We start from the raw sequence: 16,038 nt of genomic DNA, 5'->3' as shown, positions 1-16,038 counted from the left end.
TCAGGCTGCCAGCTCCGCCTGCCGCGCGGCGACCTGCGCCTCGATACGGGCGAAGAGCGGATGCTGCGCGTCGAGGCCCGTCACCGAGGCGGTGAACTCCGCGGCCGACTGCTCGCGCAGCATCCGCTGGAGATCGACGGCCTGGGCGTCCTCCTGATCGGAGAACCGCAGGGCGGCGCCGATCGCGGCGACGAGGGCGTCGACGGGGAGGCCCCGGTCGACGGCTTCGGCGGCGGGGCCGACGAAGCGCTCGTGCCGCGAGAGCTTGCGCAGCGGTTGCCGACCGACACGCCACACGGTGTCGGGGAGCGCGGGGTTTCGGAACCGCTGCAGGATGGTCGCGCGGTACTCGTGCTGCGTCGCGGCGTCGAGCTCGTGCTTCACGATGAGCAGCTCCGACGTCTCGCGCAGGGCGCTCTCGACCTTCTCGGCGATGCCGGGATCGGCCAGTGCGTCGGAGATGCGCTCGATTCCCGCTTCGGCACCGAAGTACGCGGTGGTGGCGTGGCCGGTGTTGACCGTGAAGAGCTTGCGCTCGATGTACGGCGTCAGGTCGTCGACGAAGTGCGCGCCCGGGATCTGCGGCGGGTCCTCGCCGAACGGTCCGCGTTCGATGGCCCACTCGAAGAACGGCTCGACCGTGACGTCGATGCCTTCGCCCGGTGCCTGGGCCGGAACGATGCGGTCGACGGCCGTGTTGGCGAAGACGGCCCGGGCCGAGACGGCATCCCACGCGTCTCCGGCGGCGTTCGCCATCTCTTCGCGGAGGGTGTCGGTCGCGCCGATCGCGTTCTCGCACGCCATGATCTGCAGCGGCGGCGACGCGGGGTCGCGCAGCCCGAGGCCCGCCACGATGTGCGGCGCGACGAACTTCAGGATCGTCGGTCCGACGGCCGTCGTGACGACGTTCGCGCCCGCGATCTCATCCACGAGCGCGGGAGCGTCGGTCGCGCTGTTGATCGCCCGGAAACCGGTGACGACGGTGTCGACCCCGCCCTCGCCGACCTCGTGCACCGTGTACTCGGATGCGTCGTTGATCGCATCGACGAGAGACGCTGCGACGTCGGAGAACACGAGGTCGTAGCCGCCCTGGTGCAGGAGCACCCCGACGAAGCCCCGCCCGATGTTGCCGGCGCCGAAATGGACGGCCTTCATGCGTCGTTGACCGCGGCGAGGGCCTGGTAGAGCGCCTCGGGGGCGTCGGCCTGCTTCAGGCGGGCGACCTCGTCCTCGTCGGAGAAGAGGATCGCGATCTGCGAGAGGATCTCGAGGTGCTCGTCGCCCTTGCCGGCGATGCCGATGACGAAGGTCACCGGCTCTCCGCCCCAGTCGACCCCGCCGTCGTAGCGGACCACCGAGAGCGCGGACTCGAGGATCGCGTCCTTCGTCTCGTTCGTGCCGTGGGGGATGGCGAGCTCGTTGCCCATGTAGGTCGAGACGGTCTCCTCGCGCTGCTGCATCGCGTCGAAGTACTTCGACGTCACGGCGCCGGCCGATTCGAGGATGTCGGCGGCCTCCTTCATCGCCTCTTCACGGGTCGCGCCGCCGCTGTGGATGCGGACCTGGCCGATGCTGAGAACGTCGCGTGGCATGTCGTTCGCCTTTCGTTTCGAGGGGTCGGGTGCCGAAGCATCCGTGGGTCAAAGCCTACGAGGCCGGGGCTTCGCGCGCCCGGCCTCGTAGGTGTGCTGTGTCTTACTTGTCGTCGTGCTGGTCGCGCACGAGCTCCACGACCTCGTCGTACTTCGGCGAGTTCATGAAGTTGTCGACCGACACGTGGATCGATCCGGGCGTCTGCTTGCGCGCGCGGTCGGTGAGCTGGGCCTGCGTGATGACGAGGTCCGCCGACGGGTCGAGGTTCGCGATGGCCTTGTTGGTCACCGTGACGTCGGTGAGGCCGGCCTTCTTGAACTTGTTGCGCAGCACGCTCGCGCCCATCGCAGAGGAGCCCATACCGGCGTCGCAGGCGAAGACCACGTTCTGGATCTGCTTCGTGGCGACGATGCCGCCGCTGAGAGCCCCACCGGTCTCCTCCTCGGTCTCGAGGCGGTCGACGGCTTCCTCGGCCTCGCGCACGGCTTCGCGGTCGCGGCCGTCCGAAGCCCGGAGTGCGTCGAGAGCGGCGGACGACTTGCCCTTGTTCGCCGACGTCTTCGAGATGGCGGCGGAGAAGGCGTCGCCCTCGGCGAGCAGATCCCGCTTGCGCGAGGCCCGCAGGATGATCGCCGAGATGAGGAACGTCACCGCGGCCGACAGCACCACGGAGAGGATCACCGCGAAGTACCGGTTGTCGGCCACCTGAGCCAGCACCGCGAGGATGCTGCCCGGAGCCGCGGGAGCGCGCAGCTGGCCGCCCAGCAGCAGGTTGGTCGTGACGCCCGTCATACCGCCGCCGATGAGGGCGAGGATGAGGGTCGGCTTCATGAGCGCGTACGGGAAGTACACCTCGTGGATGCCGCCGAAGAACTGGATGATCGCCGCACCCGGAGCGGACGCACGCGCCGCACCGAGCCCGAAGAACGTGAAGGCGAGCAGCAGGCCGACGCCGGGGCCGGGGTTGGCCTCGAGCAGGAACAGGATCGACCCGCCGGTGTCGCTGTCGGCCGCCTGCTGGATGCCGAGCGGAGTCAGCACGCCGTGGTTGATGGCGTTGTTGAGGAAGAGCACCTTCGCCGGCTCGATCAGGATGCTCGTCAGCGGCAGGAGTCCCGTGTCGACGAGGAAGTTCACCGCGGTGCTGAGCACGTTCATGAGGCCGTTGATGAGGAACGCCAGCGGGTAGAACCCGACGATCGCCATCACGAAGCCCCAGATGCCGGCCGAGAACATGTTGACGAGCATCTCGAAGCCGGCCTTGATCTTGCCGTCCCAGAGCTTGTCGAGCTGCTTCATCGTCCACGCGGCGAGCGGGGCCATGATCATCGCGCCGATGAACATGTTGATCTCGCCGAGCTGGTTGTCGGCGGGAAGGGTCAGGTTGACCTGGGCGATGAGGTAGTCCGAGCCCGCGATGACGCCGAACGTGGCGATCGCACCCACGACGCCGCCGCGCACGGCGTAGACCAGGTGGCCGCCGAGGTAGGCGATGAGGACCGGCAGCAGGTAGTGGATGAACGGGCCGACGATCGTGGCGAGCTGGTCGTTGGGCGTCCAGCCCTTCTCGATGAAGAAGGCCGTGAAGATGCCCCAGGCGATGAGCGCGGGGATGAGGGGCATGATCATGCCCGAGAGGAACGTGCCGAAGCGCTGCACCGCGACGCGTGCGCCGCCGGTGGTGCTCGTCACGTCTTTCGACGTCGTTGTCATTGTTCTGCTGCTTTCTGTGAAGAGGCGGCCGCTGTCGCCGCCTCGCGTGCGGTGGCCGCGCCATCGGCGGCCAGTGCTGCCTCGGCGATGCGTCGGGCATCGTCGAGAGTGTGGGTGAGGAGGGTGGCGCGCACGTCGGCCAGGGCCGTCGGCGCCATGGAGAGCGTGGTCGCGCCGAGACCGACGAGCACCACGGCCAGAAGCGGGTCGGCCGCCGCCTCGCCGCAGATGCCGACGGGCTTGCCCGACGCCGCTCCCGCCGCTCCCACCTCGCGCACCAGGCGGAGCACCGCGGGGTGCCACGGATCCTGGAACGATGCCACCGAGCCGAGCAGGCGGTCGGCGGCGAGCGTGTACTGCGTGAGGTCGTTCGTGCCGATGGAGGCGAAGTCGGCGTGGCGGAAGATGCGGTCGGCCAGGAGCGCCGATGAGGGCACCTCGACCATCACGCCCGCGGTCTTCAGTCCGTAGTCCTTCGCCAGAGAGACGAAGTACTCGGTCTCCTCGACGGTCGAGACCATGGGCGCCATGACCCACAGATCGGCCGGCCCCTCCGGGGAGCGTCGCGTCGCCGCATCCGCCTCTGCGAGCGCGGTGAGCTGCTCGCGCAGGATGTCTTCGCTGGCGCGGAGGGCGCGGAGGCCTCGGAGGCCGAGTGCCGGGTTCTCCTCGTGCGCGTCGTTGAGGAACGGCAGGGGTTTGTCGGCACCGGCGTCGAGCACGCGCACGACGACCTTCTTGCCGGGGAAGGCGGCCAGCAGTTCGGTGTAGGCCGTGCGCTGCTCCTCGACGGTGGGGGCCGAGCTCGAGCTGAGGAAGAGGAACTCCGTGCGGAACAGGCCGACGCCTTCGGCGCCCAGCTCGACCGCCTCGGAGGCGCCGCCGGGCTTGCCGAGGTTCGCCAGCAGCGGCACCGCGGTGCCGTCGGCGAGCGCGCCCGGGGTGATGGGGGCGGATGCTGCGGCCGCACGATCGGCGGCGCGGGTCAGGGCGCGGGCGAGCTCGTCGTCGGACGGGGAGGTCACGACGAGGTTGGCGGCAGCATCCACGATCACCGTCTCGCCCTCGGTGAGGCTCGCAGCGTGCGCGGCGCCGACGACGGCGACGATCGACTTCTCGCGGGCGAGGATCGCCGTGTGCGACGTGGGACCGCCCTCGGTCGTGATGAGCGCGAGCACCTTGTCGAGGTCGAGCAGTGCGGTGTCGGCGGGGGCGAGGTCTGTGGCGACCAGCACGAACGGGTGACCGGGGTCGGGGATGCCGGGGGCGGCGACGCCCCGGAGTCGGGCGATGACGCGCTGGGCGACGTCGTCGAGGTCGGCGGCGCGCTCGCCCAGATAGCCGCCGAGGGCGGTGAGCTGCTCGCGGAACGACGCGAACGCATCGTAGACGGCCCACTCGCCGGTCTTCCCGGCCTGCAGGCGGGTGTCGACCTCGGCTTCGAGCGTCGGGTCCTCGGCCATCATGGCCTGGGCCTCGAGCACGTCGCGGGCGGCGCCGCCCGCGGTGTTGCCGCGCTCCTCGAGCTCGCGTGCGACGGCGGCGACCGCCTCGCGGACGCGTGACGATTCCTCGTCGACGCTCCTTTCGCTGGGGGCGTCCTTCGGAGCGGGGAGGGGCTCCGCCATCCGTGCGACCGGTCCCTGGGCGACCCCCAGGCCGATTCCGACTCCGCGAAGTTCCGTCATGGTCTCGGTTCCCGTCATGCTGCGTCGTGGTCGGTGGTCAGGAGTTCGGCGAGGGCGTCGACCGTCGCCTCGGCGTTGGCGCCGTCGGCGGAGAGGGTGACGTAGTCGCCCTGGTCGAGCCCGAGGGCGATCACCCCGAGGATGCTGGCGGCGTTCACCGGCGCCCCCGCGTCCTTCGCGATGGTGACGGGGATGCCGGAGTCCTTCGCCGCCTGGGCGAACAGCTTCGCGGGGCGGGCGTGCAGCCCGTGGGACGAGCCGATCCGCACCGTCCGGGTGATCTGGGGCATGGGTGGTCCTTTCTCAGGCGTCGAGGGGGTCGGTGTCGCGTGCCGGGGAGTTGTGCACGGCCTGCTCGACCAGGTCGAGGGTCCGCGTGCCGGACAGGTCGGTGAAGACGTCGTCCGGGAGGAGGACCACCACGACGCCACGGGCCGCGGCATCCCTCTCGATCCTCTCGAGCGAGTCGGCCAAGTGGGGTCCGACCAGCACCATGTCCGCGGCGTCCAGATCGATCGGGAGCGATCTGTCGGTACCGGCGAACGCGGTGTAGGAAAGGCCGCGGTCATGAGCGGCGTGCCGCACGCGTTGCGCGACGAAGGTGCTCGACGCACCCGCACCACAGACCACGAGGATCCTCATCGATCCGCCTCCTTCTCGCCCATTCTTGTGAGAAGGCTGGGAGACGACAACCAGGTTCGTTTCCCACCCCCCGGAATGAACGCTGGTGGGCCGCCGCCCGAGGGGTCGGCGCGTGATTGACTGGGAAGGCTTCCGCGACACGACGGCGGACGTGGAGGACGACGTGACACGAGCGAGGCAGGATCGCCTGCTCGCCCTGCTGACCCGGAACGGCGAGTGGGAGACGGCAGCGACGCTCGCCGACTCCCTGGGCGTGACGCCCCGCAGCATCCGGTCGTACGTCAACGCCGTCAACGCCCGCGTTCCGGACGGGACCGCGATCGAGTCGGGTCCCTCGGGCTACCGGGCGGGGGCGGATGCTGCGGCGGCCCAGCGCGCCGGCAGTGCGCCCGAGGCGGGCACCCCCCGCGACCGTCTCCACACCCTCGTGCGGTCGCTCCTGGATTCGCCCGACGGCATCGACGTGTTCGAGACGGCGGATTCGCTTCACGTCAGCACCGCCACTCTCGACGCCGACCTCGCCCGGGTGCGCGGACTCCTCGGCGGCACCGAGCTGACCCTGGAGCGTTCCGCGTCGACCGCGCGCTTGCGCGGCACCGAGATGGCGCAGCGGCGGCTCCTGAGCAAGCTCGCCCACGACGAGATGGATGCGGGGCTGTTCGACCTCGCCGCGCTCCGCCGCACCCTCGGTGAGGGGTCGGTGGGTGCCCGCGCGTTCGGACCGTTCAAGTCCGAGCTCGTCGGGGAGCTGGGCGGGATGGGCTACTTCGTCAACGAGTTCGGGATCGGCGACGTCGTGATGCACATCGCGATCGCCGCAGATCGGATCACCCGCGACCGTGCCCTCGAGCGCGCGTCGACCGACAGCTCCGCCGCCCACTCCGAGGTCGCGGGCCTCCTCGACCGCCTCACTCTCCGCCACCTCGGCGTGCAGCTGGGAACGGGCGACCGCGAGCACCTCGCCACACTCGTGCTCACCCGGGTCGTCGCCCCCGGTGCTCCCTCCGCCGACGATGCGCGAGCGCGACTCGATCCCGAGGTCGAAGCATCCGTCCGTGCCGTCGTCGAGCAGGCGGCCGCCGACTTCCTCGTCGACATCGCGCACGAGGACTTCATCCTCCGCCTCGCCCTGCACGTGCAGAACCTCCTGCACCGCGCGAAGGAGCAGGCGTGGTCGCGGAACCCCCTGACGCGCTCGCTGAAGTCGACGTACCCGATGATCTTCGACGTCGCGGTCTACATCGCCAGCGGCTTGCAGCAGAGTCTCGGCATCCCCATCCAGGACGACGAGATCGCCTACATCGCGATGCACGTCGGCGGGCGCCTCGAGCGCAGCAGGCGAGCGGACCAGCTGCTCACGGCGACCATCGTGTGCCCCGGCTACTACGAGCTGCACGAGCTGCTGCGCTCGAGCGTCGACCGCTCGCTGGGCCAGGCCATCGAGGTCGTCGGCGTCGAGACCCGCGTCGATCCCGACTGGGAGTCGATCGACACCGACCTCGTGCTCTCGACGATCGACCCGGCACGCCCGAGCGACCGCATCGTGCGCATCCAGCCGTTCCTCACCGACAGCGACGTGGAGCGCGTGCAGGCGGCGGCCGGCCGCATCCGGCGCGGGCGCCGGCTGGCGCGGCTGCGCACCGAGCTCGAGCGGTACTTCGACCCCACCGCGTTCGTCCGCGGCATCGACGCGGGCGAGGGGGAGTCGGGGGTGATCCGCGAGCTCGGGTCGATGCTCGTGGCGCAGTCCGTCATCGACGACGACTACGTCGAGCGCGCGATCGAGCGCGAGGCGCTGTCGTCGACCGCGTTCACCGACGCGCTCGCCGTGCCGCACGCGATGGGCATGACCGCCTCGCGCACGCGGATCGCGATCGGCATCGCCGATCCCTCGATCCCCTGGGGTGAGGGGCGCGTGCAGGTGGTGGCGCTCGTCGCGTTCAGCGAGACCGACCGCGAGGCGTTCCAGACCGTCTTCGAGCAGTTCGTCGAGGTGTTCAGCGAGCGCGACAGCGTGCAGCGGATCGTGCGACGCGGCACCGACTTCGCGGCATTCCTCGACGAGCTGGTCGCCGTCATCGACGGCTGACGTCCGCCGCCCCGGCCCTCGGGTTCGGGGCGGGTTTCTCCGGGTTCGGGGCGCGGTTCTCGGGTCGGGGCGTGCAATCCCGCGCCCCGAGGAGAAGATCGCGCCCCGAAAGGGTCAGCGCGCGAGGCGCGCCTCCAGGCCGCGACGGACACCCGGCCACTCGCCCGGCAGGATCGAGTACACGACCGTGTCGCGGAGGATGCCGTCGGCATCCACGCGGTGGTTGCGCAGAACGCCGTCCTGGCGCGCGCCGAGGCGCTCGATCGCCGCGCGGGACTGCCTATTGTGCCAGTGGGTGCGGAACTCCACCGCGATGGCCTCGCACTCCCCGAAAGCGTGCCCGAGGAGGAGCAGCTTGGCCGCGCTGTTGACCGCGCTGCGCTGCACGCGAGGCGACAGCCAGGTGTAGCCGATCTCGACGTGCCGGTTCGCCTGATCGATGTTGCAGAATGTGGTCATGCCGACCGCCGTACCGTCGGGGAGCACCACCGCCCACGGGTTCATCGAGCCGCTGTCGCGCATCGCGAGCCGAGCGGTGATCTCCGCGGGAACGGCGTCCGGCAACGGCACGCTCGTGTACCAGGCGTGCTCGAGACCGGATGCTGCGACCGCGAGGTCGCCGGCGTGGCGGGCCTCGAGCGGCTCCAGCCGGACGTAGGCGTTCTCGAGCGTGAGGGGTTCGACCAGATCCATGCGACGAGCCTAGGGCTCGCCGGCGCGACGCCCGGGCCGCAGCATCCGCCTCACGCGGCGGGGTGATCCCGAAGGAGCCCCACCGGGCAACTGCGCCCGGCCGTCGGCGAACGCGAGGATGCGGTGCGCCCGTGCCCGGCCGTCGGCGGAGCGCTGGACGACTTCGCGCGCGGTCTCGCGGAACTCCTCGGCGCGATCGGTCAGGTACGTGCCGGGCGAGGGGTGAGCGACCTGCCGCAGGGCCGCTGCCCTGGTCTGGAGGTCGCCCCGGCGGAGCAAGGGGACGGCGAACGGCGAGACCATGCCCCCGAGTCTCAGCGTGGTGCGCCGCCCCGCAGCCTGATCCCGCCGCTCCGGTGGATACTCGCCGTTCCCGGTCGCCTGGGGAGGAAGCCCCGTTCGGGGCGCAGAACTCGCATCGGGGCGCGGGATTCCCCGCCCCGACCCGAAATCCGCGCCCCGAACCCGGAGATGTGCGCCCCGACCCGGCGCGGAGCGTCGGCGCGGGGCTCGAGCGTCAGCGCACGGCGTCGAGCATCTCGCGGGCGCCCGCGGCGAGTTCCGCCAGGCGTTTGCGCGCCTTCTTCTCGGTCGCCGCGCGCACGTCGAGGTAGAGCTTCAGCTTCGGCTCGGTGCCGCTCGGGCGCACGATGAGGCGGGAGCCGTCTTCGAGCGAGAAACGCAGCACGTCTCCGGGCGGCAGGTCGCCGAGCCCGTCACGCAGGTCGTCGACCTGGGATGCGGCGACCCCGCCGACCGTCTGCGGCAGGTCGTCGCGCAACGCCGCCATCATGGCGGCGATCTCGGCCACGTCGTCGACGCGGATGGAGATCTGGTCGCTTGCGAAGGCGCCGAAGGTCTCGCGGAACTCGGCGAGCACGTCGGCGATGGTCCGACCGTCCTCGCGTGCCTGACCGACGAGACCGAGCATTGCGATCGCCGCGGAGATGCCGTCCTTGTCGCGCACCGTGCCGGGGTTGACGAGGTACCCGAGGGCCTCCTCGTACCCGTAGACGAGACCCGGGGCGCGCGAGATCCATTTGAAGCCCGTCAACGTCTCGTGGAAGCCGAGTCCGTAGTGCTCCGCGATGCGCCCGAGCCCGGGCGACGAGACGAGCGAGCAGGCGAGCGACGCCGACGGGTCGCGCGGCACGCCGTGCTCGTCCACGGCCGCGCGCGCCGCGCGCCAGCCGAGCAGCAGCCCGACGTCGTTGCCGCTGAGCATCCGCCAGCCGCCGTTTGCCGAAGCATCCGGGATCGCCACCGCCAGGCGGTCGGCGTCGGGGTCGTTGGCGATGATCAGGTCGGCAGAGCTCTCACGCGCGGTCTCGTACGCGAGGTCGAGGGCGCCGGGTTCCTCGGGGTTGGGGAACGCCACCGTGGGGAACGCGCCGTCGGGATGCAGCTGGGCCTCGACCGGGATCGGCGCCGGGTAGCCGGCCGACTCGACGATGCGCGAGAGGGTCTCCCACCCGACGCCGTGCATCGCGGTGTAGACCCAGCGGAGTCCGTCTGCGCCGGCGGGCGCGGGGGAGACGGCCGCGGTCGCCGCGACGTAGGCCTCCACGAGCGACTCGTCGGCGTTCGAGTACCCGACGGAGCGGGGGAGTTCTCCGAGCTCGGTCGTGTCGGCGATGCGCTGGATGTGCGCCGCGATCGACGAGTCGCTGGGCGAGACGATCTGCGCGCCGTCGTCGTCGCCGCCGAGGTAGACCTTGTAGCCGTTGTCGTCGGGCGGATTGTGGCTGGCGGTGACCATGACGCCCGCCGACGCGCCGAGGTGGCGCACGGCGAAGGCGAGCACGGGGGTGGGGAGCATCCGCGGCAGGAGGATCGCGTGCAGCCCGGCGCCGGCGAAGATCTCGGCCGAGTCGCGCGCGAACACGTCGGAGTTGCGACGACCGTCGTAGCCGATGACGACCGACGGCGCGTCGCCGTCGTCCGCGCGCTCCCGCAGGAACGCCGCGAGTCCCGCGGCGGCCTGAGCCACCAGCACGCGGTTCATGCGGTTGGGTCCTGCGCCCAGCGCGCCGCGCAATCCCGCGGTGCCGAACGCCAGGCGCTGCGAGAAGCGGTTCGCGAGCTCGGCCGCCGCCGCAGCATCCGCCTCCTCGGTGCGACTGATCAGCGCGCGCAGCTCGTCGCGGGTCTGTCCGTCGGGGTCCTGCGCCAACCAGGCGCGGGCTGCCTCCAGCAGGTCGTCGGTGAGGGTCGCCCCGTCGGCGCTCACAGCGCCTCGATGACCCGGGCGAGCAGGGCGGAGATCACGGGCTCGGCGTCGCGGCCGGCCTCGAGCACCTCGGCGTGGCTCAACGGCGTGGTCTGGATGCCGGCGGCGAGGTTCGTGATGAGCGAGAAGCCGAGGATCTCCATGCCCGCCTGGCGGGCCGCGATCGCCTCGAGCGCCGTCGACATGCCGACGATGTGCCCGCCGATGGTCTTCGCCATCTGCACCTCGGCGGGCGTCTCGTAGTGGGGGCCGCGGAACTGGCAGTAGACGCCCTCGTCGAGACTCGGGTCGATCGTGCGGGCGAGGTCGCGCAGTCGTGAGGAGTACAGGTCGGTGAGGTCGACGAAGGTCGCGCCCTCGAGAGGTGAGGCGGCGGTGAGGTTGATGTGGTCGCTGATCAGCACCGGCTGTCCGGGCGTCCACGTCTCGCGGATGCCTCCGGCGCCGTTGGTGAGGATCATGGTGGAGGCACCGGATGCTGCGGCCGTGCGCACGCTGTGCACGACGCGGCGAACGCCGTGGTTCTCGTAGAAGTGCGTGCGGGCCCCGATGACGAGCACGTGCTTTCCCGCGGGGGTGCGCACGCTCCGCAGCGTGCCGGCGTGCCCGGCGAGTGCCGGCGCGCTGAACCCGGTGACCTCCGTCGCGGGGAACGACGCGACGGTCTCGCCGATGAGCTCGGCGGCGCGCCCCCACCCGCTCCCCAGAGTGACGGCGATGTCGTGGCGCTCGACGCCGGTCAGGCGCACGATGTCGGCGGCGGCGGTGGCGGCGATCTCGAACGGATCGGCCGTGGGGTCATCGAGAGGGTTCTCGGCAGATGAGGACATGAGCCCACTCTAGGAATCGCCGCGTTTCGTCGCCACACGCGACGCGCGACAGAATGGAGTACATGTCCTCCCTCAGCTTCGAGCGAACCCAGCGCGTCGCCATCATCGGCGGTGGCCCCGGCGGTTACGAAGCGGCGCTCGCCGCCGCCCAGCTCGGAGCCGAGGTGACCCTCGTCGAGCGCGCGAGCGTCGGCGGCGCCGCGGTCATGACCGACGTCGTGCCGTCGAAGACCCTCATCGCGACGGCCGATGCCGCGGTCGCGATCAAGGGCGCGAGCGCCCTGGGCGTGCAGCTGTTCGCGAAGGGCGGCGACGGCAAGCCGCTGCAGCCCGAGGTCGCCATCAACCTCGCCGCCGTGAACACGCGGCTGCTCTCCCTCGCCCGTCAGCAGTCCGACGACATGCGCGCCTCGCTCGTCGAGGCGGGTGTGCGCATCGTCTCCGGACACGGGCGGCTCGAGGGCGACTCCGCCGTCGTGATCGCCACCGAACCGGGCGGCACCGACTTCGACCGCGTGGAGGCGGACACCCTGCTCGTCTCAGTCGGTTCGTCGCCGCGTGAACTCCCCTCCGCCAAGCCCGACGGCGACCGCATCCTCACCTGGACCCAGCTCTACGGCATGCGCTCGCTGCCGAAGCACCTCATCGTCGTCGGCTCCGGCGTCACGGGCGCCGAGTTCGCCTCGGCCTACATGAACCTCGGGTCGAAGGTCACGCTCGTCTCCAGCCGCGATCAGGTGCTCCCCGGCGAGGACTCCGACGCCGCGGCGGTGCTCGAGAAGGTCTTCGAGCGCGGCGGCATGACGCTGCTGTCAAAGGCTCGCGCCGAGAGCGTGGTCAACACCGGCGACGGCGTCGTCGTGACCCTCGCCGACGGGCGGACGGTCGAGGGCAGCCACTGCCTCATGGCGGTCGGCTCGATCCCCAACACCGCCGGCATCGGACTCGAGGAGGCCGGCGTGCAGCTGACCTCGTCGGGCAACATCCGCGTGAACCGCGTCGCGCGCACCTCCGTGCCCAACATCTACGCCGCCGGCGACTGCACCACGTTCGTGCCGCTGGCATCGGTCGCCTCCATGCAGGGCCGCACGGCGATCTTCCACGCGCTCGGCGACGTGGTCATCCCGCTCGAGCGCCGCCGCATCTCGGCGAACATCTTCACCGCGCCCGAGATCGCCACCGTCGGCTGGTCGGAGCAGGACATCGCCGACGGACGCATCGACGGGGTCGTGCGCAAGCTCCCCCTCTCGGCGAACCCGCGCGCGAAGATGCAGGGCATCAAAGACGGCTTCGTCAAGATCATCGCGCGGCAGGGGAGCGGCACCGTCATCGGCGGCGTCATCGTCGGCCCTCGCGCGTCGGAGCTCATCTACCCCATCGCGATCGCGGTCGAACGGCGCCTCACGATCGACCAGGTCTCCCGCGTCTTCGCCGTTTACCCGTCGCTGTCGGCGAGCATCACCGACGCGACCCGTGCGATGCACGTCGTCGACCGCAACGACCTCGACACCTGACTCGGCGGTCGGCTCGCCGCATCCGCCCGGCTCGCAGCATCCGCCCGACCCGCAGCATCCGCCCGCTCCGGGCCGTGCCCGTGACTGCGCCAGTTCCCGGCGAATGACTGCACAGATCGGTGTGGTCAGTTGCAGGAATGCGCCACATTCCTGATCACGCGGGCCCGATCTCGTGGGCCTGATCGCGCAGGCCTACCGGCGTAGGTCGACCGGCGTAGGCCGCAGCATCCGCCCGACCCGCAGCATCCGCCGGTTGCGCAGCATCCGCCCGACCCGCAGCATCCGCCGGTTGCGCAGCATCCGCCCGACCCGCAGCATCCGCCGGTTGCGCAGCATCCGCCCGTCCCGCAACATCCGCCCGCCCCGGGCCGTGCCCGTAAGTGCGCCAGTTTCCGGCGAATGACTGCACAGATCGGTGTGGTCAGTTGCAGGAATGCGCCACATTCCTGATCTCGCGGGCTGATCTCATGCGCCCGACCACGCAGGCCGAACCGCGCCGGACGGGCTACGCGATCGTCAGGAGAGCGTGGCCGGCGGAGACGGTGGTGCCGGGGGTGGCGTCGATCGAGCCGACGACGCCGTCCTTGTGGGCCTGGATGGGCTGCTCCATCTTCATCGCCTCGAGCACGACGACGAGGTCGCCCTTGACGACCTGCTGCCCCTCCTCGACGGCGATCTTCACGATCGTGGCCTGCATGGGCGACTTGACCGTGTCGCCGGTCGCGCCCGAGATGCCGGATGCTGCGTGCGCGCGCCGCGACGGAGCGGTCGCCACCGGGCGGCCGGCCGGAGCTGCGGCGACGCGGTCGGGGAGGTTCACCTCGAGGCGCTTGCCGCCGACCTCGACGACCACCGTGTGCCGCGCGGGGGCTGCGGCGGGAGCGTCGAGCTCGCCGTCCCACGCCGGGATGTCGTTGACGAACTCGGTCTCGATCCAGCGGGTGAAGACCCCGAACCGGCCGTCCTCGGCCGTGAACGCGGGCTCTCGCACGACCTTGCGGTGGAAGGGCAGCACCGTCGGCAGGCCCGCGACCTCGAACTCGTCGAGTGCGCGGCGCGCGCGCTCGAGGGCCTCGTCGCGGTCACGACCGGTGACGATGATCTTGCCGAGCAGCGAGTCGAACGCGCCGCTGACGCTGTCGCCGGCGGTGACGCCCGAATCGAGGCGGATGCCCGGGCCGCCGAACGTCTTGAAGACGTGGATGGGGCCCGGCTGGGGGAGGAAGCCCCGGCCCGGGTCTTCGCCGTTGATGCGGAACTCGATCGAGTGGCCGGTCGGCACCGGGTCGTCGTAGTCGAGCACTCCGCCCTCGGCGAGGCGGAACTGCTCGCGCACGAGGTCGATGCCCGTGATCTCCTCGGAGACCGGGTGCTCGACCTGCAGGCGGGTGTTGACCTCGAGGAACGAGATCGTGCCGTCGGCACCGATGAGGAACTCGCACGTCCCCGCCCCCACGTATCCGACCTCGCGGAGGATCGCCTTCGACGCGGTGTAGAGGATGTCGTTCTGCTCCGGGGTGAGGAACGGCGCGGGCGCCTCCTCGACGAGCTTCTGGTGACGCCGCTGCAGCGAGCAGTCGCGCGTGGAGACGACGACGACGTTGCCCGCGGCATCCGCCAGGCACTGCGTCTCGACGTGGCGCGGCTTGTCGAGGTACTTCTCGACGAAGCACTCGCCGCGACCGAACGCGGTGATCGCCTCGCGGGTGGCCGAGTCGAACATCTCGGGGATCTCTTCGGCGGTGCGCGCGACCTTCAGGCCGCGCCCGCCGCCGCCGTATGCGGCCTTGATGGCGATCGGGAGTCCGTGCACGTCGGCGAAGGCGACGACCTCGGAGGCGTCGGCCACGGGGCCGGGAGTGCCCGGAGCCAGCGGCGCGCCGACCTTCTCCGCGACGTGGCGCGCGGTGACCTTGTCGCCGAGCGCTTCGATGGCGTCGGGCGAGGGGCCGATCCACACGAGTCCTGCGCCGATCACGGCGCGGGCGAAGTCGGCGTTCTCGGCGAGGAAGCCGTAGCCGGGATGCACGGCGTCGGCACCGGAGCGTCGGGCGATGGAGAGGATCTTCTCGATCGAGAGGTAGGTCTCGGCGCTGGTCGCGCCCTCGAGGGCATAGGCCTCGTCGGCGAGACGCGCGTGGAGGGCGTCTCGGTCTTGGTCGGCGTAGACGGCGACGGACGCTTTGCCCGAGTCGCGCGCCGCGCGGATGACACGAACGGCGATCTCGCCGCGGTTCGCGATGAGCACCTTGGCGATCTTCGGCATAAGAGTCAGCCTATCGACGGAGCGGGGCGCGCCTTTAGCGCCACTCCACAAGAAAATGAGTCAAACGTGTCGGGTGTCTCTCACCGATTCCAGAGAGCGGTCCATTCCACGTCGAGACGGCGCACCAGCACGCGCAGTGTCGACAGCGACATCCCGACCACGGTGGAGGGGTCGCCGTCGATCCGATCGATGAACGCACCGCCCAGGCTGTCGACGGTGAAGGCCCCGGCGACATGCAGCGGTTCGCCGGTCGCGACGTAGGCGGCCACCTCGTCGTCGGTGATGTCGGCGGAGAAGGTCACGGATGCTTCGGCGACCGCGAATGCTTCGCGAGGCTCTTCGCCGGGCACGACGCGGAGCACGCTGTGGCCCGAGTGCAGCACGCCGGTGGCGCCCCGCATCCGATTCCAGCGGGAGATCGCGTTGTCGGCGGTGTAGGGCTTCCCCAGGATCTCGTCGCCGAGCGCGAACATCGAGTCACCGCCGATGACGATGCCGTCGAATGCGGGGTCGAGCCTCTCGGCGACGTCGGCGGCCTTGCGGCGTGCGAGCAGAAGAACGTGCTCGGGCGCGGGCAGGCGGCGTCCCTCGGCTGCTTCGACCTGGGCGACGGCCACCTCTTCATCGACATCCGGAGCCATGGTCAGGGGTTCGATCCCCGCTTGACGAAGGAGCATCAGTCGGGCCGGGGACGTGGAGGCGAGGCAGACGCGCATGCCTCGACGGTACCGGGCCGATCCCGCGTCGCGTCGCGGTCGCCGCGGCGGTCGCGACGTGAAA

The 16,038-nt window shown here is 70.9% G+C and carries 15 protein-coding genes; 2 read left to right on the top strand and 13 right to left on the bottom strand.

Going from position 1 to position 16,038, the window contains the following annotated elements; all coding sequences use genetic code 11:
- From FVP77_RS09790 to FVP77_RS09765, 6 genes are all read right to left on the bottom strand, one after another.
- Positions 1 to 1,155, bottom strand: a complete 1,155-nt coding sequence (locus FVP77_RS09790; RefSeq protein WP_147894290.1) for a mannitol-1-phosphate 5-dehydrogenase — start codon at positions 1,153 to 1,155, stop codon at positions 1 to 3.
- Positions 1,152 to 1,592, bottom strand: a complete 441-nt coding sequence (locus FVP77_RS09785) for a PTS mannitol transporter subunit IIA (protein ID WP_147894289.1) — start codon at positions 1,590 to 1,592, stop codon at positions 1,152 to 1,154. Before FVP77_RS09785 ends, FVP77_RS09790 begins: the two co-directional genes overlap by 4 nt.
- 103 nt (positions 1,593 to 1,695) lie before the next feature.
- Positions 1,696 to 3,306 (bottom strand): PTS mannitol transporter subunit IIBC, encoded by a 1,611-nt coding sequence (locus FVP77_RS09780; protein WP_187266872.1) that lies wholly within the window; start codon positions 3,304 to 3,306, stop codon positions 1,696 to 1,698.
- Positions 3,303 to 4,994, bottom strand: a complete 1,692-nt coding sequence (ptsP, locus tag FVP77_RS09775) for a phosphoenolpyruvate--protein phosphotransferase (RefSeq protein ID WP_147894532.1) — start codon at positions 4,992 to 4,994, stop codon at positions 3,303 to 3,305. The genes FVP77_RS09780 and ptsP overlap by 4 nt, the downstream gene beginning before the upstream one ends.
- A gap of 14 nt (positions 4,995 to 5,008) precedes the next feature.
- Entirely contained in the window at positions 5,009 to 5,284 is a 276-nt protein-coding gene (locus FVP77_RS09770; protein ID WP_147894288.1) for an HPr family phosphocarrier protein, read from the bottom strand.
- 13 nt (positions 5,285 to 5,297) lie between these two features.
- Positions 5,298 to 5,636 (bottom strand): PTS sugar transporter subunit IIB, encoded by a 339-nt coding sequence (locus FVP77_RS09765; RefSeq protein ID WP_147894287.1) that lies wholly within the window; start codon positions 5,634 to 5,636, stop codon positions 5,298 to 5,300.
- 163 nt (positions 5,637 to 5,799) lie between these two features.
- On the opposite strand from FVP77_RS09765, the gene FVP77_RS09760 reads away from it, so the two are divergent.
- Positions 5,800 to 7,725 carry a BglG family transcription antiterminator gene (locus tag FVP77_RS09760; RefSeq protein WP_147894531.1) on the top strand — a complete coding sequence of 642 codons (1,926 nt, stop codon included), beginning with the start codon at positions 5,800 to 5,802 and terminating at the stop codon, positions 7,723 to 7,725.
- 114 nt (positions 7,726 to 7,839) lie between these two features.
- On the opposite strand, the gene FVP77_RS09755 is transcribed toward FVP77_RS09760, so the two are convergent.
- From FVP77_RS09755 to FVP77_RS09740, 4 genes are all read right to left on the bottom strand, one after another.
- Positions 7,840 to 8,418, bottom strand: coding sequence for a GNAT family N-acetyltransferase (locus FVP77_RS09755; protein WP_147894286.1), 579 nt, complete (start codon positions 8,416 to 8,418; stop codon positions 7,840 to 7,842).
- A gap of 9 nt (positions 8,419 to 8,427) precedes the next feature.
- The gene (locus FVP77_RS09750) at positions 8,428 to 8,721 is read right to left on the bottom strand and encodes a hypothetical protein (RefSeq protein ID WP_147894285.1); all 294 of its coding nucleotides are present in this window, start codon (positions 8,719 to 8,721) and stop codon (positions 8,428 to 8,430) included.
- 214 nt (positions 8,722 to 8,935) lie between these two features.
- Positions 8,936 to 10,648, bottom strand: a complete 1,713-nt coding sequence (locus FVP77_RS09745; protein ID WP_147894284.1) for a phospho-sugar mutase — start codon at positions 10,646 to 10,648, stop codon at positions 8,936 to 8,938.
- The gene (locus tag FVP77_RS09740; RefSeq protein ID WP_147894283.1) at positions 10,645 to 11,478 is read right to left on the bottom strand and encodes a purine-nucleoside phosphorylase; all 834 of its coding nucleotides are present in this window, start codon (positions 11,476 to 11,478) and stop codon (positions 10,645 to 10,647) included. Before FVP77_RS09740 ends, FVP77_RS09745 begins: the two co-directional genes overlap by 4 nt.
- A gap of 53 nt (positions 11,479 to 11,531) precedes the next feature.
- Here FVP77_RS09740 and FVP77_RS09735 point away from each other — a divergent pair, with 53 nt between their 5' ends.
- Positions 11,532 to 12,992, top strand: a complete 1,461-nt coding sequence (locus FVP77_RS09735; RefSeq protein WP_147894282.1) for an NAD(P)H-quinone dehydrogenase — start codon at positions 11,532 to 11,534, stop codon at positions 12,990 to 12,992.
- 154 nt (positions 12,993 to 13,146) lie between these two features.
- Here FVP77_RS09735 and FVP77_RS09730 read toward each other — a convergent pair whose 3' ends face one another.
- The 3 genes from FVP77_RS09730 to FVP77_RS09720 form a co-directional block, all read right to left on the bottom strand.
- Positions 13,147 to 13,401, bottom strand: coding sequence for a hypothetical protein (locus FVP77_RS09730; protein WP_147894281.1), 255 nt, complete (start codon positions 13,399 to 13,401; stop codon positions 13,147 to 13,149).
- 96 nt (positions 13,402 to 13,497) lie between these two features.
- Entirely contained in the window at positions 13,498 to 15,258 is a 1,761-nt protein-coding gene (locus tag FVP77_RS09725) for an acetyl/propionyl/methylcrotonyl-CoA carboxylase subunit alpha (RefSeq protein ID WP_147894280.1), read from the bottom strand.
- A gap of 80 nt (positions 15,259 to 15,338) precedes the next feature.
- On the bottom strand, positions 15,339 to 15,974 hold the full coding sequence (locus tag FVP77_RS09720; RefSeq protein ID WP_147894279.1) for a Maf family protein: 636 nt from the start codon (positions 15,972 to 15,974) through the stop codon (positions 15,339 to 15,341).
- Positions 15,975 to 16,038 lie beyond the last annotated feature (64 nt).

The sequence above is a fragment of the Microbacterium hatanonis genome, from assembly GCF_008017415.1.
Classification (GTDB): domain Bacteria; phylum Actinomycetota; class Actinomycetes; order Actinomycetales; family Microbacteriaceae; genus Microbacterium; species Microbacterium hatanonis.
This window is presented reverse-complemented; position numbering and strand designations above follow the sequence as displayed.